This window comes from Kribbella aluminosa, assembly GCF_017876295.1.
Lineage (GTDB): Bacteria > Actinomycetota > Actinomycetes > Propionibacteriales > Kribbellaceae > Kribbella > Kribbella aluminosa.
In genome coordinates this window covers 301,251-326,396 of the sequence record NZ_JAGINT010000002.1, presented here as the reverse complement: position 1 = coordinate 326,396, position 25,146 = coordinate 301,251, and the positions used below count along the sequence as shown (strand labels likewise).

The following is a 25,146-nucleotide window of genomic DNA, read 5'->3' as shown; positions in this document are numbered from 1 at the left end:
GATCGGCGGGTTCTGCCTGCACGCAGGACCACTTTGTCGGCCCCGACCGACAGACTGACCGGTATGACGACGAAGTGGACGCTCACCATCGACTGCGCCGACCCGGCGCTGGTCGCACGCTTCTGGTGCACGGCGCTCGGCTACACGGCCTCGGATCCGCCGGCCGGCTGGGACACCTGGGAGGCGTGGTTCACCGATCTGAACGTCCCCGAGGACGAGTGGAACGACGGCGCCTCGATCTCCGACCCGAACGGCGCCCTCCCGTCCATCTCGTTCCTCAAGGTCCCCGAGCCCCGCACCGTCAAGAACCGCCTGCACCTGGACCTCCAGGTAGCAGGCGGCCGCTCCGAGCCCCAACACCTCCGCGAACAACGCATCCGCCGTACCGGAGACGAACTCCTCGCCGCCGGCGCCACCCTGGTCCAAGAGGTCTCCACCGACAACACCCTCGACCACCTCTGGCTACAAGACCCCGAGGGCAACGACTTCTGCGTCGTCTAGGTGGTGAGCTCGCCGAAGGAGAGGGGTTGGCGGGTGCAGAGGTAGGTTGCCCAGTGCAACTTTGTGGGGTGGCCGGCGGGGTCGCGGGTGATGCGGAGGAGTTCGCCGGTCTCGCGGCCGGAGACGGTGCGGTAGGTGTCCTCGGAGAGGCGTTCGAAGACGGCGGGGGACTGGTACTCGGCCGCTGCGGGGGACTTCGCCTCGAGTACGCCGTTCTTCACCGAGAAGTTGAACGGAGAACCCTCGGTGAACCAGGTGCCGAGGACGCCGGACAGCTCGTCGGGTACGGCGGTGCCGGGGACCCAGGCCTCCGGCGGCAGCGGGTCGTCCTCGAGGACCTTGATGATCAGGTCGGTCGCCAGCGCGCTCGGGGCCGGTGACGAGGTGGCGCCGAACAGCGCGATGCCCGCCGTACCGGAGGAGCGGTCGACGAACGTCGACGTGATGTGGCCGGGCATGCCGCCGTCGTGGCCGACGAACAACCGGTCGCCGCGGCGCAGCAGCATGAACCCGAGTCCGAACGCGAGCTGCCAGCGGTCCACGTCGGCCATGATCTGCACCTGGCACATCTCGTCCAGGGTGTCCTTGGACAGCACCTCGTCGACCGGGTTCGCGACGAACATCGCCCACTTCGCCAGGTCCTCGGCGGTCGAGGCCAGCCCGCCGCAGGCGTCCATCGCGCCGAGGTCGAGCAGCGGTTCGCGGACCGGTACGTCGGAGAACGGCGGCACGTAGTACCCCGTCTGTGCCGGCCCGCCGTCCATGCCGACCGTCGTCCGGCGCATCTCCAGCGGGTCCAGGATCCGCGCCTTCACGGCGTCGTACCAGGACCGGCCGTCGAGCCGTGCGACGATCTCGCCGAGCAGCGAGAACACCAGGTTCGAGTAGTGGAACCGGTGGTGCGGTCTGCCGATCCGTTCGGCGGCGTTCCAGCCCGGGACGAGTTCCTCACGGGACGGGAACTTCATCAGGTCCCACACGTCGCCGACCGGTTCGCGTTGCATACCGCTGGCGTGGCTGAGCATCTGCCGGACCGTGATGCCGTCGTGCGTGCTGTCCGGGATCAGCTTCTCGATCGGGTCGTCGAGGCTGAGCTTGCCCTCGTCGCGGAGCGCCATGATCGTGACCGCGGTCAGCGTCTTGCTCTGCGACGCGATCAGGAACTGCGAGTCGGCGGTCGGCGGTACGCCCGGACTGTCCAGGTCGGCCGATCCGGCACCCTGCGACCAGGCCAGCGAACCGGCGCGAGCCACGGCACCCACGACTCCGGGCACCCGGCCCTTGGACTGACGTTCGGCGACGATTCGGGAGAGCGCGACCTGCGTCGGCGCGGAAATATCTGTCACAACCTCTGACCTTAAGGGAGCCAAGTGACAAACGGCAGGGGGTTTGGTCGGGGGATGTGCGAGGCTGGTCGAGTGCGCATAGCGGTGCTCGGTCCTCTCGCGATGTGGGCGGCCGACGGGACTCCGCTCGACATTCGCGGTGTTCGGCTGCGCGGGTTGCTGGCGCGGCTGGCGCTGAGCGCGGGGCGGCCGGTCAGTGTCGAGACGCTGGTCGACGGGCTGTGGGGCCGTGAGGCCCCGAGTGCGAACGCGCTGCAGTCGCTCGTCTCGCGGCTGCGGGCGAGCCTGCCGGCCACCGAGTCGAGCATCTCGGTCCAGTCGGGTCCGGCCGGTTACACGCTGACGATCGGTCCGGACTGCGTGGACACCCTCCAGTTCGAGGAGCTGGTACGGCGTGGCCGCGCGGTCCTCACGTCCGACCCGGAGCAGGCACACCTGCTGCTCGCGCAGGCCGACAAGCTGTGGCGTGGCGACGCCCTGACCGATCTGCGCGACCTCCCGTTCGCCGCGGTCGAAGCGGACCGGCTCTCCGAGCTGCGGCTGGCCGCCGCGGAGGACCTGGCCGAGGCAGCCGTCAGCTGCGGCCACGCCCGCGACCTGATCGCGGACCTCGAGCACCTCGCCGTAACGCACCCGCTCCGCGAACGCGTCCACGAGCTGCTCATCCGCGCCTTGTACGCCGACGGCCGCCAGGCGGAGGCCCTGACGGCGTACGAGCGTATTCGCACCACCCTGGCTGACGAGCTCGGTGCTGATCCCGGCACGCGGCTCCGTGACCTGCACGTGTCAGTGCTTCGGGGCGATTCGGTGGACCCGGCTGCCAGGAGCTCCGCAGCACCGGCTCCTGCTCCGTCCGTACCGCGCAACAACCTGCGGGCTCCACTGACGAGCTTTGTCGGTCGCCGCGAGGACGTGGTCGAGCTGACCCGCCTGCTGAGCAACGGGACCCGGCTGGTCACCATGGTCGGCCCAGGTGGTGCCGGCAAGACCCGGCTGGCCACTGAGACCGGCAGGTCGCTCGTGGACCAGCCCGGCGACGGCATCTGGTTCGTGGAGCTCGCGCCACTGGGAGACGCAGCCGACGTCGCACCGACCGTACTGTCGACCCTTGGCGCCAGTGAGTACGTCGACGTGACGCAGGCACGCTTTGCACCGCAACACATCCCCACCAGCCGCGCTGCGACCCAGCGGCTCGTAGAGGTCATCGGCGACCGTCGCATCCTGCTCGTGTTCGACAACTGCGAGCACCTGGTGCAGGAGGTCGCGGGACTCGTGGACTCGCTGCTCGCGTCGTGTCCGCGACTACGGGTGCTGACCACGAGCCGTGAGCCGTTGAGCATCCCAGGTGAGCACCTGCACCCGGTCGGTCCGCTGGACCTGCCGCCGGAGGACGCGGCCACCGACGAGTACCCGTCGATGCAGCTGTTCGTCGACCGTGCCCGCGCCGTACGCCCTGACTTCCAGCTGACCGAGGCGAACCGGGAAGCCGTCGCGGAGATCTGCCGCCGCCTGGACGGCATGCCACTGGCGATCGAGCTGGCCGCCGCGCGACTCCGGGCGCTCAACCCGCCGCAGATCGTCGACCGGCTGGCGGACAGGTTCCGGTTGCTGACCAGTGGTTCCCGCACTGCGCTGCCGCGCCACCAGACCCTACGGGCGGTCGTCGAGTGGAGCTGGGACCTGCTGGACCCGGACGAGCAGGCGGTCGCGCGGCGGCTCTCGTTGTTCTCCGGCGGCGCCACGCTGGACGCGGCCGAGCAGATCTGCAGCGACCAGCACCTCCCCGCGGAGTCCGTGCTCGGCGTACTCGCATCCCTTGTCGACAAGTCGCTCGTCGAAGCCGCCGCCGACGAGCGGTCCGTGCGCTACCGGATGCTGGAGACGGTCCGTGCGTACGGCTCCGAGCAGCTGAAGGCCTCGGGTGAGTACGACCGCTTCCGCTGGGCGCACACGGTCTACTTCAGCCGGATGCTCCGCACCGCGCGACCGAAGCTGCGGACCGGCGAGCAGATCGAGTGGATCGCCCGGCTGACCGCCGACAACGAGAACCTGATCGACGCGCTCCGGACCGCGATCGACACCGGCTCCGCGCGGGTCGCCGTACAGATGGTCGCGGTGCTCGGGGAGTACTGGACGATGAGCGGCCGCCCGGCCGAGGCGGTGACCTGGATGCAGGCCGCACTCGCCGTACCGGGCCGGACTGTGCCGCTGGACAAGGCCGAGGCGCTGTACCTGCTCGCGCTCGGCCGGATGTCGACGGGGCTGGACCCCGCCAAGGCGTTCCGGCAGGCGGCCCGCGGGCTGGCCACGGTTCGCTGGATGACCCGGAAGCACCCGATCCTGGTCGACTCCGGGATCGGGTTGTTCACCAACGCGGTCTGGGCCGCCGTACGACGGGACAAGGCGACCTGCTTCGCGGAACTGGAGGCCGCCGGCCGGCACCCGGATCCGTGGATCCGGAACATGGGCGTCATGGCCAGTGCGATGTTCCGCGAGAACGAGGGCGAGGTCACCGAGATGGCGGCCGACCTCACGGTCGCGCTGGACGGTTTCCGCGAGATCGGCGACCGCTTCGGTACGTCGATGGCGCTGCGCGGGCTCGCCGGGTACCAGGCGAGCAACGGCGATCACGCCGCCGCGCTGGAGTCGCTGGTCGAGGCGCTCCGGCTGATCGAGGAGCTCGGTACCACCGAAGGCGTCGGGCAGTTGCTCGGCAGTTGCGCGATGAGCCGGGTCGAGCTGGGCGACCACGAGGGCGCCCGCGCCGACCTGCAGCGGGCGTTGCAGCTGTCCGAGCAGACGGGGTCGCGCGGTGGCGAGGCGATGGCGTACATGGGCCTGGCGAAGGTGGAGTTCCGGCTCGGGCGGATCGAGGAGGCGCGTGCGCTCGCGGAACGTGCGTACGCGACCCTCGACCTCGAGGCCGAGCGGATGGCGCCGCACGGGCAGGCGGTGATGCTCAGCCAGCTGAGCCGGATCTACGCGTTCACCGGCGACGTCGAGAAGGCCCAGCAGCGCGCCCGGGAAGCCATCGGGCTGGCGCTCGGCACCGAGGACATGCCGGTCGCGGGCCGCGGTCGTCGAGATCGGGCTGCACGCCGACCTTCTGACCAGCGAGCCCGCGGACGTGGCCCGGGTGTTCGGGCTCGCCGCCACGATGAAGGGCCTCCGGACGATCCCGGACGCCGACGTACAACGGCTGGTCGACCAGCTGCGGGATGCCCTGGGCAACGAGGCCTACGAGGCCGCGTACGCCGCCGGCGCCGCCGTCCCGCGCGACGAGGCCCTCGCCGAACTGCGCAAGCGGTACCTCGACTAGCCCGGGACTAGGCCGTGATCAGCTGGACGGCCAGGTCGCGGAGGGACTTCTGCACCTTCTGCTCCGGCGGGCGCGGGTCCGCGAGCATCCAGTCGTGGACGACCGCGTTCACCGCGCCGAGGAACGCCAGCGCGAGGAACCGGAAGTCCTTGCGCCTGATCTCGCCGCGTTCCACCGCGGTGTCGCCGAGGTCGCGGACCTTGCCGACCAGCAGCTCCCGGAACGCGTTCCGCTGCTCCTCGACCGCCGGGCTGGTGCCGACCACCTCGACGAACGAGATCCGGGCCCGCCGGAGGTCCGCCATGATGGTCCGCAGGTACGAGTCGACGGCCGCGGTGATCCGCTCCCGCACCGGCTGGTCGGCGGTCCGGGTTAGTGCGTCCCCGGTGTTCCGGACCGCCAACTCGATCACCTGCGCGTGCACCGCGAGCAGCACGGCTTCCTTGTTCTGGAACTCGTGGTAGAAGTGCCGGGTGGACACTTTCGCCTGTGTGCACAGGCGTTCCACGGATGTCGCCGGATATCCTTCGGTCCCGAAGAGCTCGAGCGCGGCAGCCAGCAGCCGTTCCCGGCGCGCGGCCTTCCACTCTTCGACTGACCGCCCGGAATAACGGCGTACGGAGGGTTCCCTCATCACACCTCTTGTCGCTACCCCGTGCCAGATGCCGGACATCCTATCCACCCCTCGGCGCAGGCGTAACCGGGTCACTCCACCTTCGTGTAACCCTTCGTGCCGTCGAGCAGCTCCCGGATGATGTCGAGGTGCCCGACGTGCCGGGCGGTCTCCTCGATCATGTGACACAGCACATGCCGCAAGGAAGCTGCCTTGTCAGCGGGTTGCCCCACCTCGACGGCGTCCAGCGGCAGGTCCGCGATCACGGCGTTCGAGCGCCCGCATTCCTCGTCGTACTCGTCGAGCAACTGGGCCAGCGGTACGTCGTCGACGAACATCTCGGCGTCGACGTGCCCGTCCTCGGTCCACGGCGTCTGGCCGGTGTCCGCGACGCCGACGAGCCCGAGCTGGAACCACCCGTACTCCACCCAGCGCAGGTGGGCGACCAGCCCGGCCGGGGTCATCAACGGCGAGGTCGGGACAACCTTGCGGTGGGCATCTTCCTCGCCGAGTCCGGCGCACTTCATCCGGACGAAGGACCGTTGCAGGTCGAGCCATCCGGTCAACTGCTCCCGCTCACCGGCGGTCAGCGACGGACGTTGTACTTCGGTCATGTGCGACTACTCCTTGGTGGTACGAAGCCACCCCGCTCAGCCGCGGACACGGCAACGGGGCAGCACGACGGTCGAACTCGACATCGCGCTCACCTCCTCTCCGCCGCCGGGGTGCCGAAGCCTCCGGCGTCAGCACTGTACAGCTCATCTTTGAGAACCCACCAACCACTTTTCCGGCCACCAAACGGTCGGTGGGTTCTCAAAGTCGGCTTGTGGAGTGGAATGCTCGTCGGGTCGGCGATTGTCTGCCGGGCGCCGGGCTCGGGCGACTGGCTGCGTTCGGGGGCGCTGGAGGCGGGGGTGCGGCGCTGCGCTGATCACGTCTTTGTCAGCTTCCAGCGCTGGCACGGACCGTTCCAGTAGTTCCAGACGATCAGGTGGTCGGCCTTCGTGTCCACACAACCCGGTACGTCGAGGGTGAACCCGGTGTCGGCCTGCTGGATCGTCCACGTACCGTCGATCGCCGGCTCGACGCGCCAGCGCTGGCACTCCGACTGGTCGGCCTGCAGCACGATCACCTGCGCCGCTGCCTGCCGGGAGCAGCCGAGCACTTGCAGCGCGGTGTTCGTCGACGGGTCGACGATCTGGTAGATGTCGTCGCCCAGCGGCTTGAACTGCCAGCGCTGGCACTGGCTCGCCGGGATCCAGTCCCAGGTCCGCACCCCGGACGCCGGCGTACAGTCCTTCATGTCGAGCACGTAGTCCTTGTCGCTCGGTTGTCGCAGCGCGCCGACCTTGTACCGGCCGTCGAGCTGTGTGGAGTTCAGGGCCGCGCGCAGGATCCACTGCTGCTCGGGAACCGCGGCGCACGTCCTCTGGATCACCGCGTTGCCGTTGGCCGTTCCAGCGTTCTGCACCGCGGCACACTTCCCGCTGTGCGCGAACCGCAATCGCACCACGGTGTCGTAACTACTGCCCTCGACATAGTCCAGCAGCACCTGCTGGTTGCCGGTACCCGCGCACTTCCACTGCACGAGTGGGGCGTCGTCGGCCGTGCTCTGGTTGCCCACGTCAACACAACGCGGCGTCCCGTCGAGCGACGCGCCGTTCACATGCACCATCTCCAGTTGGTACTGCTCGGTGCCCGCGACCGGCACGACCCGGAACCGCTGGTGCAGCCCGCCGAAGCAGTCCCACTGCTGCACGACTGCCGGGTCGGTCTGGCTCGCGCCTGCCACCTCCATGCACTTGCCGCTGTTCCGCGACACCAGCTCGTACGTCCGCGGCTCGATGTCGTACTTCGGCCCAGTACCCGCACCGACCGCCGTCTCCTTCCAGTCCGGGACCGGCGTACCGAACGCGGTCCCGTTGGACGGCAGCCGCGAGACCTGGCGACCGCCACCGTCGAGCGCGGTCACCAGCGCGGCGTCGTCCTTGCCGTCCTTGTTGAAGTCGCCGACCTGCAAAGAGGTCCGCAGCGGGTCCCAGCCGGCGCCCGTCCACCAGTCCGACAGCGTGTACGCCGTACCGCTGGAGTGGAACACCTTGAGTGCGGTACCGGAGCCGGTGTCGTAGATCGAGACGATGTCGTCCTTGCCGTCGCCGTCCACGTCACCGACGACCGGATGGCCCTTGTCGGCGCAGTAGTCACCGTCGTACGCCGGAGTCGCGCTGCCGAACGCCGTACCGGACGACGGGTACACGTCGATAACCGTCCGGCAGCCGCTGACCTTGCGGATGACGGCGAGGTCAGCCTTGCCGTCCCCGTTGACGTCGGCCACCACGGGCTGCGTCGAGGCCCACTCGCCACCCGCGGTGGTCGTCTGCAACCACTGCACCGGTGCGGACAGGTTGCCACCGGGGAACACCAGCACGCGCCACGTCCCGTTGCCGGTGTTCAGTTGTACGACGATGTCCGAGATCTTGTCGCCGTTCACATCGCCCGAGGTGACGTGGGCGCTCGCGATCGTCCAGTCCGCGGCCGGCGCCTTCCAGACGGGGGTCGGCGGCGGGTCGTACCGGTTGCCGTCCGAGTACATCGGATAGAGCGCCGGGCGTCGCCCGGGCTCGTCGCGGAAGAACGCCACGTCGGTGCGGCCGTCGTTGTTGAAGTCGCCCTGCACCGGCAGGCTGCGGGACAACGCGAACCCGCCGTTGATGCCGCTGTCCCACGACATCGTCCCGGTCGCGAACGCACCGTTGAGACTGTCGACGTTCCAGACCCCGGTCCGTCCGTTGCCCTGGTCGAGCACCATCACCACGTCGGCCGCGCCGTCGCCGTTCACGTCGCCGCGGATCCGCGGCGCCGTCCCGTTGGACTTCGCGAGCATCGTCCACGAGGCGTACGCCGGCTGCCCGTACTGGTCGAGGCTCGGGTTGCCGGCCCGGTCCACGGCCCGGACGAAGAGCTTCCGGCTGGTGGCCGGCACACTGACCGGGAGGTCGGCGGTACCGTCCGGCTTGGCCTTCACCGTCAGCAGGATCCGGTCCTGGCTGAAGCCGTACCGGTACTCCGTGACGTCGGTGTCGCCGGCAGCCGGCGAGAGCTTGACGATGCCGACCTCACGGGCCGGCCGGCCGGGCAGACCGTCCGGGAAGTCCGTGGACGACAGCGACGGTACGCCGGGGCTGGTTGCGTCGAGCGTGAAGTAGCACGGCGGACTGGCCGGCCCGAACTCGACGCCGTCACCGGCGACCTGGTCGTTGCTACGGGCAACGTAGTAGTACGGCGTACCCTCGGCCAGCGTCCCGGCCGGGACCGGCGCCCAGGTGAACGCGGCACCGTTGCCGGTGATCGCCGTGTCCTGCTGATAGACCGTGCTGTCGTCGGCGACGCGGTGGATCTCCAGCCGGTTCACCAGGTTGTCGCCGTCCGGGTCGCTCCCGACGGCCGAGAAGGTCGGGGTCGGGTCGTTCACCGGGATCGGTGCAGTGGCGGTGCCGCAGGATTTTGGCGAGTCGAAGTTCACCTTCAGTGGTGCCCGCGGCGGGTTGTTGTAGGTGACAACGATCGTCGCGGTCTCACCGTGGAACCTCTTCCACTGCGCCTCGTTGGTCTCGTCCGGCGCCCGCAGGCCGAGCGAGATCGAGGACTCCCGCCGATCGGCGACGCCCTGCAGCAAGGCGGTGAGGGCGGCGGAGCTGAAGCCCATCGTCATGTCCGGCTGGTGGCCGGTCCAGGCGTTGCCGCTCGCGGTCGCCAGGTACTGCGGCCAGCCGAGGTTGTTCCAGGTGACCTGGTTCGCCCGGCTGATCGGAGTGGTCTGGTACAGGTCGGTGGGCGTGGGGCTCCCGGTCGGCGAGTGGTCGAGCACGATCGTGAACCGCGCGTCGATCACCCGGGCACCGGCGATCCCCGTCGTACCGAGCTGGAAGGCCGATCGGTACGTGTCGGTGTAGGCTCCCCAGGCCTGGCCGACCTTGGCGCCCTCGGCGCGGTCGTAGGCCCAGTAGTCCTGTTCCGGGTGGAGCTGATCGACGTGTGTCCACAGGTCGTCCGCGGGGTCGGACCAGGACGGGTCGATGGTCACCGGATACCGCGTCGCCGCCGATGTCAGCATCGCCCGATCCGGCCGCACGGTCAGTACGCCGTCCTGGAGTGTCGAGGAGGCCTTGACGGTGATCGGTTCGGAGGCGGAGTCCCACATCAACGGCTGGGTCGCGGCGAGCACCACATGCCCGCGGCGGTCGGCGCCGAGCGTCGTACCGTCAGGCCTCGAGGTGAACGTGAGTCCGCTGATCTTGAAGCGCAGTTCACGGAGCGCCGGGTTGCTCGCTGCCGCCCGGTTCTTGACGACCAGAGCCTTCGAGAAGCCGGTCGGCTCGGCCCGCAGCCGCAGGTCGACGCCGGGCAGCACCTCGGCGTACGTCGCCGTATCGCCGTGCAGTGCCGGCTTGGGAAGCACACCGGCCCAGCCCATGCGGAACGACCCCAGGCTGACGAGCCGGTCGCCGGTACCGCCGCCGGAGAACGCCAGACCCTTGGCGTTGGACGCCGGGTGCACCAGTCCGTCGGCGCCGACGGACAAGGTGGAGTCGACCGTCGGCGTCGCGTGCTGGACGAGCGTGTGCGTGCCGTCGGGGTTCACGAACACCTGCCGTGACGCGGTCCGCAGCTGCGGCAGTTCCACCCGTTCGCCGGTACGTCGTGCCTGCGCGGACGGGCTGTCCGGGGTGCGGGCCGGCGGTGTCGCGACCGAGGGTGGTGACTGGGTCAGCACCAGTGGAGCAGCGGCGGCCAGAACGGCCAGTACCTGAGTGATCCGGAACGCGCGCACTGCGGCCCCCTGCTGTTCGGACGGTGTGTGACGACGCGGACACGATGACACCCGCAGTCAGCGTGCGGAAGGCCTTTCGAGCTCCGTGGAATCGGCCGCACGAGGCCATTCGAAGCCCGTCGAAATCGTTGCCGATCCGGTGATTCCGACGGTGCACTGACGGCGTCCCGCCGCCCATTTCAGGGGGAACTCATGCGCTATCGCCGGCACCTGCTGCTGGCTTCGACGGCGGGGGTTCTCGCCGTCAGCCTGGTAGCCACCACACCCGGGGTCGCGCCCGCCGCGCTGACTCCCGCGAAGCACACCGCCAGTCACGGCAAGCCGGCCCGGGAACCGTCCGTCCCGGTCCAGGACCTGCCGGCGAAACCCGGCCTGCCCGACCGGGACTCCGAACACGCGATCACCGCGGTCGCCCAGCCGCAGTGGCCGGCGCCCGGACGGGCCGAGGTCGCCGTACCGAGGCCGCAGGCGCAGCCTGTCGACTGGACCACGACGCTGTCCGGGCACGCGAACACCACGATCACCGGCCCCGCGACCCAAGCCGGCTCACTGCCGATCCGGATCGGCCCGACGGCCGCCGCGAACAAGGCGGCGGCGACCAAGACGGCGGCGACCAAGGCCGCGGCCAAGGCAGCGGCGGGCCAGGCCGTTGCGGACTCGCCGTCGAAGGTGGCCGTCGAACTGCTCGGTCCAACGGGCAACCAGTTGCGGTTCCGGATCAACCGGACCGACGGCGTCACGAAGACCGGGAAGGTGTCGCTGCGGCTGGACTACAGCGGCTTCCGGCAGGCGTTCGGCGGCGACTGGTCCACCCGGCTCCAGGTGGTCAGTGTTCCGGACTGTGCGGGATGTACGCCGGTCCGGCTGCCGTCGCACAACGACGGCAAGGGCGAGATCTCGGCCGACGTACCGGCGGGTGCCGGGCCGGCGACGTTCGCTCTGAGCGCCGCGGCGGCAGGTCCGGCGGGCGACGGTACGGCGACCTCGCTGACGCCGACCGCTACCTGGCAGGTCGGCGGGTCGTCCGGCGACTTCAGCTGGTCCTATCCGATGCAGGTGCCGCCGAGCCTCGGCGGACCCAAGCCCACGCTGGCACTCGGGTACGCGTCCGGATCGGTGGACGGGCGGACGACCGCGGCGAACAGCCAGGCGTCGTGGGTCGGCGCCGGGTTCGAGTTCGCGCCCGGTGGCACGATCGAGCGCCGGTACGCCTCCTGCGCGTCGAAGACCGAGCAGAAGGGCAACAACGGTACCGGCGTCACCGGCGACTTCTGCTGGGCGACCGACAACGCGACCTTCACGCTGAACGGCGCCGGCGGGGAGCTCGTGCTCGACGACCAGACCCAGACCTGGCACTCCCGCACCGACGACGGGCTGACCATCGAGAAGCTCTCCGGCGCGGACAACGGCGACGGCGGCCCGGCCACCGGCCTGGCCGCCAAGGGAGAGTACTGGCGGATCACCGACAAGTCCGGGACGCAGTACTACTTCGGCCTCAACAAGTTGCCGGGGGCAAGCGGTTCGACGAACTCGGCGTGGACCGTCCCGGTGGCCGGCAACAACCCGGGCGAGCCCTGCCACGCGACGGCGTTCGTGGACTCGTTCTGCCAGCAGGCGTACCGCTGGAACCTCGACTACGTCGTGGATCGGCACGGCAACACGATGAGCTTCTACTACGACGTCGAGACCAACAAGTACGGCCGGGCCGGCAAGTCGACGCTGGTCGCCGACTACGTGCGGGCCGGCAACCTGAACCGGATCGAGTACGGCCAGCAGGCGGGCAAGCTGGCCGACAACACCGCCAAGGTGGCGCAGGTCCGGTTCGAGACCGCCGAGCGGTGTCTCAAGGCCAGTGGGTGCGTCGCGTCCGACTATGTGGACACACCGCTCGACCAGGAGTGCACCAGCACCACGAACTGCGGCGACCTGCTGTACCCGTCGTTCTGGACGAAGAAGCGGCTGTCCCGCGTCGTCACCGAGGTCTGGCGCGGTACGGCGTACCAACCGGTCGAGTCCTGGACGCTCCGGCAGAGCTTCCTGGACCCGAACGACGGCGGCCGGAGCGGGATGCTCTGGCTGGAGGGCATCACCAGCACCGGACTGGTCGGTGGCTCGAAGGCCCTGCCCGAGGTGACCTTCGCCGCGCAACTGCTGCCGAACCGCCTGATCGGCCCGGACTCGCAGGGCCAGCCGGCGCTGATCTGGCCGCGGATCAAGACCATCACCTACGGAACCGGCGGGCAGGTTGCCGTGAACTACCTCGGACCGGACTGCACGGTCCCGTCCGACCTTCCGCCGGTCGACAACAACGGCAAGCGGTGCTACCCGATCAAGTGGACCCCGAAGGACCAGGCGGAACGTCAGGACTGGTTCGCGAAGTACGTCGTGAACCAGGTCACCGAGTCCGATCTGGTCGGCGGCACCCCTGGGCAGGTGACGAACATCGCGTACCCGGAGGCCCCGGCCTGGCGGCACGACGAGGAGGACGGGCTGGTCGAGGTCGACCGCAAGACCTGGTCGCAGTGGCGCGGCTACGAGAAGGTGAAGGTGACCACCGGGAACGGCACGGACGGCCCGGCCACGGTCAAGATGAACATCTACTACCGCGGCATGGACGGTGACGTCCGGCAGGACGGGTCGGTGAAGACCGTCGACGTGACCGACTCCACCGGTGCCAAGTCCGCGGACCTGAACCCGTTGGCCGGCAAGCTCCGCGAGCAGACGACGTACTCCGGCAGCACGGTGGTCGACCGGTCGATCACCGACCAGTGGGTCTCGAAGGACCCGACCGCGACCCGGGTCAAGGCCTGGGGTACGACCAAGGCCTACCGCGTACAGGACAAGGCGATTCGGCAGGACCAGGCGGTCGGGAGCGGGTGGCTGCAGAGCTCGTCGTCCAATGCCTACGACGAGGCGACCGGCCGGTTGACCGCGAAGACCGACCTGGGAAACCTGGCCGACCCGAACGACGACGTCTGTACCCGGTACGAGTACTTCGACAACCCGGCTGCCGGGATCGCCGAGCTGCCGTCGCGGGAGCAGACCGTCAAGGTGGCCTGCGACAAGCCGTGGACGAACAAGGACGTACTGTCCGACACCAAGACCAGCTACGACCCGGCGAACGGGGACAAGCTCGCGGTCCAGCGGCTGTCCGGGTTCGACACCGGCGGTCAGCCGACGTACCAGACCGTGAGTACGGCGGACTACGACACGTTCGGGCGTGTCCGGCACACTAACGACGCACTGCAGCGGACGACGACGGTCGACTACGCGCCGGCCGCCGGTGGCCCGCTGACCACGACGAAGACCACACAGCCGAACGGACAGACCGCGACGAGCAGCCTGGATCCGGCGTGGGGTGAAGAGGTCGCCGTCACCGATGTGGCGGGCCGCACGACGAGGACCACGCGTGACCCGCTCGGTCGCTCGGTCCAGACCTGGCTGCCCGGCAACACCTCGTCGACCCCGAACTCGGCCGCCGACTACTCCAACGAGCCCGGCAAGCCCGGCGTGGTCTCTACGACCTCGCTGCGCGCCGACGGCTCGACCGAGCTGACCCGGGAGTTCAGCGACGGCCTGATGCGCCGCCGTCAGACGCAGTCCGAGGCCGCGGACGGCATCGGCCGGATCGTCACGGACTACATCACCGACAGCCGGGGCCAGCAGGTCAAGCAGAACGGCCCGTACGCCAACGACGCGCCGATCGGGTTCGAGATCGTCAAGCCGACCGACGAGAAGGAGGTCCCGGCGCAGAAGCTCACGTCGTACGACGCCCTCGGCCGTCCGCAGCAGGAGTCGTTCCTGTCGCTGGGTGCCACGCAGTGGACCCGGACGCACACCAACGGCACCGGTGTGGAGACGATCGAGCCGCCGGCCGGTGACCAGGCGACGACCCGGATCACCGATCTGCAGGGCCGCCTCGTCGAGCTGCGCAGCTACCACGGGAACAAGGCGACCGGTACGTACGACAAGACCAGCTACACGTACACGCCCGCTGGTCAGCTCGCGAGCGTCACGGACCCTGCCGGGAACGTCTGGCAGTACACGTACGACGTCCGCGGCCGCAAGATCGAGGAGAACGACCCGGACCGTGGGACGACGACGTACACCTACAACGACCTCGACCAGGTGGCGACCACGACCGACGCCCGGAAGGTCACGCTCACATACGGGTACGACGATCTCGGCCGACAGGTGACGGTGAAGAACGGCGACACGCTCCTGACCGAGTGGAAGTACGACACCATCAAGCCCGGTTCGCTCACCAGCGCGACGCGGTACGTCGGCGGCAACGCCTACACGCTGCGCTATACCGGGTACGACGACGGCGGGCGTCCGACCGGTACCGAGCTCGTCATCCCGGCGTCCGAGGGCAAGCTCGGCGGCACGTATCCGGTCAGTACGACGTACACCGCCGACGGCCAGCTGAAGACCACGACCACGCCGGGCCGCGGCGGTCTGCCGGACGAGACTGTCACGGTCGGGTACGACCAGCGCAGCCGGCCGATCAGCCTGACGGGCGCGTCGTCGTACGTCAGCGAGACCGACTACACGCCGTACGGCGAGACCAGCCGGATCCAGATGGCGAACGGCGGCAACTGGGCGGAGCAGCTGTTCGAGTACGAACCCGGATCGCACCGGTTGTCCCGGTCCAGCATGCTGACACCGAACGGGTACGAGTCGGACGTCCGGTACGGATACGACCCGGCCGGCAACATCGTCAAGGCGACCGACACCCCGACGACCGTCGACGCCAAGGACACGCAGTGCTTCGGGTACGACGATTACCGGCGGCTGACGCAGGCGTGGACGCCGTCCAGTGGTGACTGCGGCCCCGTCCCGGACAAGAACGCCCTCGGCGGTCCGGCACCCTACTGGTACAGCTGGACGTTCGATGCCATCGGCAACCGGAAGAGCGAACAGCGGATCACCCCTGGCGGCCAGACCAACGCCACGTACGAGTACCCGGCCACCGGGCAGCCGCAACCGCACGCCGTGCAGAAGGTGACCACCGCCGGCACCGGCGGCACCCGGGTCGACCAGTACGGGTACGACCTCGACGGCAACCTGCAGACCCGCACCAAGGGAGGTGTCACGGACACCCTGGCCTGGACCGACGACGGCAAACTCGGGCAGCTCGCCGGCAACGGCAAGACCAGCTCGTCCATCTACGCCGCCGACGGCAGCCGCATCCTCCGCAAGGACGCCAGCGGTACGACGTTGTTCATCGGCGACACCGAACTGCAGCTGAAGCCGGACGGATCACTGGTCGGTACGCGGTACTACGCGCTGGGCGACCAGCAGGTGGCGGTACGCACCGGGAACAAGGTCACCTGGGTCAGCGGCGACCACCACGGCACCATGACCGTCTCGGTCGACGCGGACACACTGGCGGTGCAGCGTCGCCGGATCACGCCGTACGGCGAGGTGCGCGGCACCGCCCCGACAGCGTGGCCGGGCCAGCGGGGCTTCGTCGGCGGAGTGCAGGACGACCAGACCGGGCTGGTGCACCTGGGGGCGCGCGAGTACGACCCGGACAGCGGCCGGTTCATCTCGGCGGATCCCCAGCTGGACACCGAGGATCCACAGCAGATGAACGCGTACGCGTACGCCAACAACAGTCCGGTGACGTTCAGCGACCCGGACGGCCAGCGGTACGTGACGGAGACGGTCACCACGCTCCGAGAAGTCGTCAAGGTGGTCTACAAACGGATCACCGAGGAGAAGGAACGCCTGGTCCGGCACACCCGGCTGCTGATCCTGTCGGTCGGCCTCTACCTCGCGTTCCGCGCGATGGGCTGGAACTCACTGGCCAACGCGCTGCTCGTCTACGCGTCGTACGTGGTCCGCGAGATCATCCGCATCACCCGCACGATCCGCGAACTCGTGAAGGTCCAGGAACGCGTCACCCGCAAACTCAAACGCTGGGTAGGCGACGCCGAAGCCAAGGACCTGGACCGCATGCTCAGACAGTCGAAGGACACGTTGGCAGCCGCCGAGCGGATCGCGGCCCGAGCCAACGCCGTCCTCACCTGGGCCTACCAACTCCGAGCTGCCAACAGTCAGGGTGGTGGCGGTGGTGGCGGAGGTAGTGGTCGCCCGCCGATCGACATCGGGAACAACGACCCCGGCGATCTGCCGTGGGGGACCGTGTTAACCGGCGGCCTCGCGGGGAAGAACATCGGCGACTTCTTCGGCGAGGTGACGAAGGACGGGGGCACCTGGAAGGACGTCTTCGTGAAGTTCAAAGGCAACATCGCGGGGCTGGTGGTGACCAGTTGGCTGCAGATGGCCTGGAACGACTCGAACGAGCCGGGCGGCTTCAACGTCCCGAAGGCACTGTCCTGGACCGCTCCGTTCCCACGGTTCATGTACTGGCTGTACCAGATGGACTCGCCGGCACCGCAACGTCCGGACAACACCGATCCGAAGTCTGGGTGTGGCGTGTATGCGATGGGGGCCGGTTCGCGGTGTTGAGGGGACGGTGGAGGCGCCTGTTCCGGGTGCCTCCACCGTTCGTCAGTGACGGTCGTCGCGGATGCGTTTGGCTTTGCCGAGGGAGCGTTCGAGGGCGTGCGGGGCCACGACCTCGACGGAGGCGGTGACGCCTACCCGGTCCTTGATGCGGTGAGCGAGGGTTGTTGCGGCGGCTGAGCGGTCCGTGAGGTCGGGGGCGGCTTCGACCTGGACGGTGAGTTCGTCGAGGCGGCCGGGGCGGGTCAGGACGCACAGGTAGTGCGGAGTGAGGCCGGGGACCAGCAGGATCTGTTCCTCGATCTGGGTGGGAAAGACGTTGACGCCCCGGACGATCATCATGTCGTCGGTGCGGCCGGTGATCTTCTGCATCCGGCGCATCCCCGGCCGGGCGGTGCCGGGCAGCAGGCGGGTCAGGTCGCGGGTGCGGTACCGCAGTACCGGGAAGGCTTCCTTGGTGAGCGTCGTGAACACCAGCTCACCCTCGGAGCCGTCGGGCAGCACCTCGCCGGTCACCGGGTCGATGATCTCCGGGTAGAAGTGGTCCTCCCAGATGTGCAGGCCGTCCTTGGTCTCCACGCATTCCTGCGCGACGCCCGGCCCCATCACCTCGGACAGGCCGTAGATGTCGACGGCGTGGATCCCGGTGCGTTCCTCGACCTCGGTACGCATCGCCTCGGTCCACGGCTCGGCGCCGAAGATCCCGATCCGCAGCGAGGTGTCCCGCGGATCCAGCCCACGGCGCTCCAGCTCGTCCACGATCGACAGGAAGTACGACGGCGTGACCATGATGATCCGGGCGCCGAAGTCGCGGAGCAGGTCCACCTGGCGCTCGGTCATCCCACCCGAGATCGGTACGACGGTGCACCCGAGCCGCTCGGCCCCGTAGTGCGCACCCAGCCCGCCGGTGAACAACCCGTACCCGTAGGCAATGTGACACACGTCCCCGGCACGCCCACCCGCCGCCCGGATCGAGCGCGCCATCAGATCGGCCCAGTTGTCCAGATCCCGCCGCGTGTACCCGACCACCGTCGGCCGGCCGGTGGTCCCCGACGAGGCATGCACGCGAGCCACCTCAGTTCGGGGAACCGCGAACATTCCGAACGGGTAGTTGTCCCGCAAATCCTTCTTCGCAGTGAACGGCAAGCGACTCAGATCCGCCAACGACTGCAGATCACCGGGCTTGAAACCGGCCGCATCCAGCGCGGAACGATAGTGCGGCACGTTCTCGTACGCCCGCCGTACAGTTGCCTGAAGCAACGACAACTGCCGGGTGCGGAGTTCGTCGACGGACAGCTTCTCGCCGGGGTCGCGCAGTTCCGGGGGGCAAGCCTCACCGAGCATGAACGACTCCTAAGGACGGGCGAGCAGGGTCGCGATGCCCTGCCCGACGCCGATGCACATGGTGGCCAGCGCGTACCGGGCGTCGCGGTGCCGAAGCTCCAGCGCGGCGGTCAACGCCAATCGTGCCCCCGACATGCCGAGCGGATGCCCGAGGGCGATGGCGCCGCCGTTCGGGTTCACGTGGTCGGCGTCGTCCGGCAGGCCGAGCTCCCGCAGTACGGCGAGCGACTGCGACGCGAACGCCTCGTTCAGCTCGATCACCTCGATCTCGGACAACGCGACCCCGGTCCGGCCGAGCAGCTTCCGGGTCGCCGGCGCCGGCCCGATCCCCATGATCCGCGGCGGCACCCCGGCGGCAGCGGTCCCCACCACCCGGGCGATCGGCGTCGCCCCGTACCGCTCGACAGCGTCCCCACTCATCACAAGCACAGCGGCCGCCCCGTCGTTGACCCCCGAGGCATTCCCCGCCGTAACCGTTCCGGGCGACCGGAACGGAGTCTTCAAACCGGCCAGAGCCTCGAGCGACGTCTCCCGCGGATGCTCGTCGGCATCCACAACCGTCACCGCACCGCGCTTACCCGGTACGTCGACCGCGACGATCTCCTCCGCCAGCCGCCCGTTCGACTGCGCCTTCGCCGCCCGCTGCTGCGACCGCAACGCGAACAGATCCTGGTCCTCGCGGCTGATCCCGAAGTCAGCAGCCACGTTCTCCGCGGTCTCCGGCATCGAGTCGATCCCGTACTGCGCCTTCAGGACCGGATTCACGAACCGCCACCCGATCGTGGTGTCGAACACCTCCGCCTGCCGCGCGAACGCGGTCGTCGCCTTCGGCAGCACGAACGGCGCCCGCGACATCGACTCCACGCCGCCGGCCACCACGATGTCGTTGTCCCCGGCAATGATCGACCGGGCCGCGGACGCGACCGCGTCCAGCCCGGACCCGCAGAGCCGGTTGATCGTCGTACCGGGCACCGAGTCGGGCAGTCCGGCGAGCAGCACCGCCATCCGCGCGACGTTCCGGTTGTCCTCGCCGGCCTGGTTCGCGCAGCCGAGGATCACGTCGTCGATCCGGGCCGGGTCGAGCGCGGTCCGGTTCAGCAGCGACGAGACGACGTGCGCGGCCAGGTCGTCGGGCCGAACCGCCGACAGCGCACCGCCGTACCGCCCGATCGGGGTGCGGACCCCGTCGACCAGAAAGGCCTCGCGTGTCATGACTCCTCCAGGATGGTGCCGGACAGTTGCCGGCTGCGGCCGCGGAACTCGGCGATCACGTCGTCGCCGCGGGTGACCGTGATGTCGTAGATCGCGTTCCGGCCGAACGTGGTCCGCTCGCGGGCCTCCGCGACCAGGACGTCGCCGCGGTGCGCCGGTGCCACGAACACGATGTCGCAGGCCTGCGCGACCGTGACCCGGTTGCGTGAGTTGCACGCGAACGCGAACGCCGAGTCGGCCAGACTGAACACGAATCCACCATGCGCGATTCCGTGCCCGTTGACCATGTCCTCGCGGACCGTCATCTCGAGCCGCGCGGTGCCCTCGGTGACCTCGACCAGCGTCATGCCGAGCCCGGCGCTGGCGGTGTCCTCCGCCCACATCGCCGCCGCCACCCGCGCCGCCAAGTCGTCCATACGCTCGCCCATCAGAAGTCAGGTTGTGACACCCTAGTACCGGTTGCGCCATTGACTGTAACATCGCAGGCATGACCACGGACCTGCTCTCCTCCCACCGTGAGCGCCTCGACGGCGCGCTGAAGGCGATCCACGACCGCGGCTACCACTCCGCGTTCCCCGAGTCGCCGAGCCCGCGGGTGTACGGCGAGACCGCGGCGGCGGATGGCAAGACGGCCTTCGAGGCCCAGCTCGGTACGGCGTACCCGCTCGACATCCCCGGTGCCCGCGGCACGGTCGTCACCGAGCAGTCGCCGTACGGGATCGCCATGGACGTCGCGTACCCGAGGGTGGTCGAGGACGGTCTGGACGAGCTGCTCGCGGCCGCCCAGCAGGGGCTCGCGGACTGGCGGCGGGCCGGGATCGACGGGCGCACCGGCGTCACGCTGGAGATCCTGGACCGGCTGCACCAGCGAATCTTCGAGCTGGCGAACGCGGTCCAGCACACCAGCGGGCAGGCGTTCGTGATGGCGTTCCAGGCCGGCGGCGCGCACGCGCTGGACCGGGCGCTGGAGGCGGTCGCGTACGCGTACGAGGAGATGAACCGCTACCCGGCCACCGCGACCTGGGAGAAGCCCGCCAAGGGTGACCCGATCCGGATGGAGAAGACCTTCACGGTCACCGGCCGCGGTGTCGCGCTGGTGATCGGCTGCAACACGTTCCCGACCTGGAACTCCTGGCCCGGCCTGTTCGCCTCGCTCGTCACCGGCAACGCCGTCGTGGTGAAGCCGCACCCGCTGGCCGTGCTGCCGCTGGCGATCACGGTCGAGGTGTGCCGCGAGGTGCTCGCCGAGGCCGGCTTCGACCCGAACCTGGTCACGCTCGCCGCCGAACGCGCGGGTGACGGCCTGGCCAAGCCGCTGGCCCAGCGTCCCGAGGTGAAGCTGATCGACTTCACCGGCGGCAGCGAGTTCGGCGAATGGCTCGAGCAGAACGCCACCCAGGCGACCGTCTTCACCGAGAAGGCCGGCGTCAACGCGGTGATCATCGACTCCACCGACTCCTTCAAGGCGCTCTGCAACAACCTCGCCTTCACCCTGAGCCTGTACTCGGGCCAGATGTGCACCACCACCCAGAACCTGTTCGTCCCGGCCGGCGGTATCGAGACCGACGAGGGCCGCAAGTCCTTCGAGGAGGTCGGCGCCGGGCTCGCGGCCGCGATCGGCAAGCTCCTCGGCGACGATGCCCGCGCGGTCGAGATCCTCGGCGGCATCGTCAACCAGGCCGTGATCAGCCGCCTGGAGCTGGCCGGCGAGTACGGCGACGTGGTGCTCGAGTCCCGCGCGATCCAGCACCCGGCGTACCCGGAGGCGGTCGTCCGGACCCCGCTGCTGGTCGCGATCGACGCCGCGGACGCCGACGTGTACGGGCGGGAGTGCTTCGGACCGGTGTCGTTCCTGGTCCGGACCGCGGACACCGCGCAGTCGATCGAGCTGTTGCGGTCGACCGTGACCGAGGACGGCGCGATGACTGCCGGGATCTACTCGACCGACCCGAAGATCCTCGACGAGGCCCGGGACGCGGCCCTCGACGCGGGCGTCGCGCTGTCCGAGAACCTCACCGGCCAGGTGTTCGTGAACCAGTCCGCCGCGTTCAGTGACTTCCACGGCACCGGGGCCAATCCGGCGGCGAACGCGACGTACACCGACGGCGCTTACGTTGCGAGTCGCTTCCGCGTCATTCAATCTAGGCGTCATGTCTGATGCGCCAGATCCCAGAACCCTTCGTGAAGTCCTCGCCTACTACGACGGCTGGCTGAAGTACAACCAGCACTACCAACGGATCCCCGGCGTCCAGGTCGCGGTGTACGCCGAGGACCGCGTGGTGTTCTCCGGCGCGTACGGCCACGCCGACGTGGAGAACGACGTACCGCTGACCGACCAGCACCTGTTCCGGATCGCGTCGCACTCGAAGACGTTCACCGGGACCGCCGTCCTCCAGCTGGTCGAGCAGGGCCGGCTGCGGCTGGACGACAGGGCGTCGCAGCACGTCACCGAGATCGTCGGTACGCCGATCGGTGAGCGGACCGTCCGCGAACTGCTCGCCCACGCCGGCGGCATCACCCGGGACAGCCAGGACGCCGACTGGTGGCAGCTGGCCAAGTCGTTCCCGGACCGCGACGAGCTCCTCGACGTACTGCGGGACGCGGCCTCGGCGGTGCTCCCGGAGAACGAGCGCTTCAAGTACTCGAACATCGGGTACGGCCTGCTCGGGCTCGTCGTCGAGGCGGTCAGCGGGATGTCGTACAACGCGTTCGTCCAGACGTCGATCGTGGACAAGCTCGGGCTGTCCGACCTCGGTCCGGAGCTGGACCCGGCGCGGCTGGCGGAGTACGCCGCCGGCTACAGCGCGCTGGTGTACGCCGACACGCGGGTGCCGATCGAGCACGTCGACACCCGGGCGCTGGCCGCGGCGACCGGGTTCTTCGGCAACGCGCGCGACCTGGTGACGTACTTCTCCGCGCACCTGCCCGGCGACGACCGGCTGTTGACGGACAAGTCGAAGCGCGAGATGCAGCACCCGCTGTGGGTGACCGGCTCCGACGAGAAGGGCCGGTACGGCCTGGGCATGGGGATCTCGAAGGTCGGCGACCGGGACGTCTTCGGGCACGGCGGCGGGTATCCGGGCCACATCACGCGGAGCCTGTTCGACCCCGAGCGGCGCCTGGCCGTGTCGGTGCTGACCAACGCGATCGACGGGCCCGCGGTGCAACTGGCCGAAGGCCTCCTGCGGCTGATCGACCTCGCCGAGTCGAAGGAGCGGGGCCACGCGACCGGCCTCGACCGGTTCACCGGCCGTTATGCGAACATCTGGGGCGTCGTCGACATCGCCGTGCTCGGCGGCCGCCTGTACGCGACCGATCCGGCCGCGCCGAACCCCGCCGACGCGCCGGTGCCGCTCGAGGCCGAAGGCGACACGTTGCGGGTCACCGGCGGCCACGACGGCTCGTACGGCGAGTCGTACCGGTTCACGTTCGACGCCGACGGCGCGGTCGAGACGGTCCGCGGCTCCAGCGGCGTGAGCCTGTCCCCGATCGACCGCTTCACCCTGCCGGAGCGCGTTACCGTGGCCCGGTGAGTATTCACGGCGACCACCCCTTCCTGCCGCCCGAGTCGGAGCGGAGTCCGGTACGGCGGTTCCGCGGGCGGCTGCCGTCGCCGGTCGGGCTGTGGACGACGGCGTACGAGGGGAAACGGGCCGGGCTCACGGTGTCGTCGATGCTGGTCGCGGACGGTGAGCCCGGGTACGTGATCGGGCTGCTGGACCCGGACTCGGACCTCTGGGAGACGTTGCGCGAGGCAAGGACGGCGGTGGTGTCGCTGCTCGGCGAACCGCATCGGCAGCTGGCCGACGCCTTCGGGTACGTCGCGCCGGCGCCAGGCGGGCCGTTCAGGCTGATCGACTGGACGGACACCGCCTGGGGCCCGGCGCCGGTCGGTGTCAGTACCTGGGCCGGCTGCACACTCGTCGACCCGGACCCGCCGGAGGTCGGCTGGGGCCTGCAGGTGCAGCTCGAGATCGCACACGTCGACTTCGCCGCGGACGACGTACCCGCCTTGACCCACCACCGAGGCCGCTACCTCACCCTCCCCTGACTGGGTAAGGATGTGCGCGCTCTCACAGTGTCAACGTGGACGGGGTCACGGCTGCGCAACGCGCCTGCGCGGAGCGTTGACACTGGCGAGTAGCAGTTCCAGAGTGGGGGCGGTCAAGGGGGCAACGTTGTCACAGGTCGCTCCATCAAATCTGATCGGAGAGTGAAACATGCGTGGTGGTCTGAGCAAGACCCTGGCGCTGGTGGGTGCCGCGGGTCTTCTCGCGGTGAGCGCCTGCGGGAACAGCAACAGCGGCGGCAGCGGCGGCAACTCGTCGGCGAGCAAGGACGTCACTGTCTTCACCTGGTGGGCCGACGGTGGTGAGAAGGCCGGCCTGGACGGCCTGGTGTCGGTGTTCAGCACCGCGTGCAAGGACTACAAGTTCGTGAACTCGGCCGTCGCCGGTGGCGCGGGCTCGAACGCCAAGCAGGTACTGGCGAACGACCTGCAGGCGGGCAAGCCGCCGTCCACGTTCCAGGCGCACGCCGGTGCCGAGCTGAAGGACTACATCAACGCCGGCCAGGTCGACGACGTCAGCCAGCTGTACAAGGACTACGGGCTGGACAAGGCCTTCCCGCAGAACCTGATCGACAACCTCACCGTGGGCGGCAAGATCTACTCGATCCCGGCGAACGTCCACCGGGCGAACGTGGTCTGGGCGAACCCGACCGTGCTGAAGAAGGCGAACCTCGACGCCACCAAGGCGCCGGCGAGCGTCGACGCGTGGATCGCGGACCTGACCAAGCTGAAGGCGGCCGGCGTGGCCGCGCCGCTGGCGCTCTCCAAGGGCTTCGCCCAGGAGATGCTGGTGGAGGCCGTGCTGCTCGCGGACCTTGGTCCGGACAAGTTCAAGGGTCTGTGGGACGGCAAGACCCCCTGGGCCGGCGGCGACGTGACGGCGGCGCTGAACAAGTACAAGACGCTGCTCACCTTCACCAACAGCGACCGCGAGGCGATCGACTGGCCGGACGCGCTGGGCTACGTGAACAGCGGCAAGGCCGGCTACACGCTGATGGGTGACTGGGTCGCCGCGCAGCAGCTCGCCGACAAGATCCCGGACACGGCGTACACCTACTGGCCGGCGCCGGGTACCTCCGAGGCCTTCCAGTTCCTGTCCGACTCGTTCACGCTGCCGACCAACGGCGTGGATCCGGACGGTGCCAAGTGCTGGCTGAAGACCGTCGGTTCGGCCGAGGGCCAGAAGGCGTTCAACACCAAGAAGGGCTCGATCCCGGCCCGTTCGGACGCCAACCCGGCGGACTACCCGAAGTACCAGCAGACCGCGATGGCGGACTGGAAGAAGGACCAGATCGTCCCGTCCTGCGCCCACGGGGCGGCCTGCACGCTGGGTCAGAACAACGACATCCTGTCCGCGCTGAGCCAGTTCAGCGGTAGTCCCGACGTGGCCAAGCTGCAGACGGCGCTCGGTGCCGCGATGAAGACGAGCTGATGCGA

The 25,146-nt window shown here is 69.3% G+C and carries 14 protein-coding genes; 7 read left to right on the top strand and 7 right to left on the bottom strand.

All coding sequences use genetic code 11. From position 1 onward, the window contains the following. Nucleotides 1–63: 63 nt before the first annotated feature. Entirely contained in the window at nt 64–501 is a 438-nt protein-coding gene (locus tag JOF29_RS22805) for a VOC family protein (protein WP_209696520.1), read from the top strand. On the opposite strand, the gene JOF29_RS22800 is transcribed toward JOF29_RS22805, so the two are convergent. Beyond that, nucleotides 498–1,847 carry a serine hydrolase domain-containing protein gene (locus JOF29_RS22800; protein ID WP_209696519.1) on the bottom strand — a complete coding sequence of 450 codons (1,350 nt, stop codon included), beginning with the start codon at nt 1,845–1,847 and terminating at the stop codon, nt 498–500. The genes JOF29_RS22805 and JOF29_RS22800 overlap by 4 nt on opposite strands. A gap of 72 nt (nt 1,848–1,919) precedes the next feature. On the opposite strand from JOF29_RS22800, the gene JOF29_RS22795 reads away from it, so the two are divergent. Continuing rightward, entirely contained in the window at nt 1,920–5,177 is a 3,258-nt protein-coding gene (locus JOF29_RS22795) for an ATP-binding protein (protein ID WP_209696518.1), read from the top strand. Here JOF29_RS22795 and JOF29_RS22790 read toward each other — a convergent pair. From JOF29_RS22790 to JOF29_RS45490, 3 genes are all read right to left on the bottom strand, one after another. Next, nucleotides 5,174–5,800: a TetR/AcrR family transcriptional regulator gene (locus JOF29_RS22790; protein WP_209696517.1), complete on the bottom strand. Its 627-nt coding sequence runs from the start codon at nt 5,798–5,800 to the stop codon at nt 5,174–5,176. The two genes, JOF29_RS22795 and JOF29_RS22790, sit on opposite strands and share 4 nt — an antisense overlap. Nucleotides 5,801–5,871: 71 nt before the next feature. Beyond that, a complete protein-coding gene (locus JOF29_RS22785) occupies nt 5,872–6,393 on the bottom strand; it encodes a DinB family protein (RefSeq protein ID WP_209696516.1) in 522 nt (173 codons plus the stop codon). Nucleotides 6,394–6,710: 317 nt separating this feature from the next. Next, a complete protein-coding gene (locus JOF29_RS45490) occupies nt 6,711–10,610 on the bottom strand; it encodes an RICIN domain-containing protein (protein WP_209696515.1) in 3,900 nt (1,299 codons plus the stop codon). A gap of 192 nt (nt 10,611–10,802) precedes the next feature. Between JOF29_RS45490 and JOF29_RS22775 the strand changes: the two genes are divergently transcribed. Beyond that, nucleotides 10,803–17,087, top strand: a complete 6,285-nt coding sequence (locus JOF29_RS22775; protein ID WP_209696514.1) for an RHS repeat domain-containing protein — start codon at nt 10,803–10,805, stop codon at nt 17,085–17,087. A 42-nt stretch (nt 17,088–17,129) separates the two neighbouring features. Here the strand turns inward: JOF29_RS22775 and paaK are convergent, their stop codons facing one another. From paaK to paaI, 3 genes are read right to left on the bottom strand one after another with little or no spacing between them, the layout of a single operon-like run. Next, nucleotides 17,130–18,428, bottom strand: coding sequence for a phenylacetate--CoA ligase PaaK (gene paaK / locus JOF29_RS22770; protein WP_209696513.1), 1,299 nt, complete (start codon nt 18,426–18,428; stop codon nt 17,130–17,132). A gap of 9 nt (nt 18,429–18,437) precedes the next feature. Then, the gene (pcaF, locus tag JOF29_RS22765; RefSeq protein ID WP_209696512.1) at nt 18,438–19,640 is read right to left on the bottom strand and encodes a 3-oxoadipyl-CoA thiolase; all 1,203 of its coding nucleotides are present in this window, start codon (nt 19,638–19,640) and stop codon (nt 18,438–18,440) included. After that, complete coding sequence (paaI, locus tag JOF29_RS22760; protein ID WP_209696511.1) at nt 19,637–20,068, bottom strand: hydroxyphenylacetyl-CoA thioesterase PaaI; 432 nt, start codon at nt 20,066–20,068, stop codon at nt 19,637–19,639. Before paaI ends, pcaF begins: the two co-directional genes overlap by 4 nt. Nucleotides 20,069–20,127: 59 nt before the next feature. Here paaI and paaN point away from each other — a divergent pair, with 59 nt between their 5' ends. From paaN to JOF29_RS22740, 4 genes are all read left to right on the top strand, one after another. Beyond that, nucleotides 20,128–21,798 carry a phenylacetic acid degradation protein PaaN gene (paaN, locus tag JOF29_RS22755; protein ID WP_209696510.1) on the top strand — a complete coding sequence of 557 codons (1,671 nt, stop codon included), beginning with the start codon at nt 20,128–20,130 and terminating at the stop codon, nt 21,796–21,798. Then, nucleotides 21,791–23,173: a serine hydrolase gene (locus tag JOF29_RS22750; RefSeq protein ID WP_209696509.1), complete on the top strand. Its 1,383-nt coding sequence runs from the start codon at nt 21,791–21,793 to the stop codon at nt 23,171–23,173. Before paaN ends, JOF29_RS22750 begins: the two co-directional genes overlap by 8 nt. Next, a complete protein-coding gene (locus tag JOF29_RS22745) occupies nt 23,170–23,691 on the top strand; it encodes a flavin reductase family protein (protein WP_209696508.1) in 522 nt (173 codons plus the stop codon). The genes JOF29_RS22750 and JOF29_RS22745 overlap by 4 nt, the downstream gene beginning before the upstream one ends. A gap of 169 nt (nt 23,692–23,860) precedes the next feature. Next, a complete protein-coding gene (locus JOF29_RS22740; RefSeq protein WP_209696507.1) occupies nt 23,861–25,141 on the top strand; it encodes an ABC transporter substrate-binding protein in 1,281 nt (426 codons plus the stop codon). The last annotated feature ends 5 nt before the right edge of the window (nt 25,142–25,146 follow it).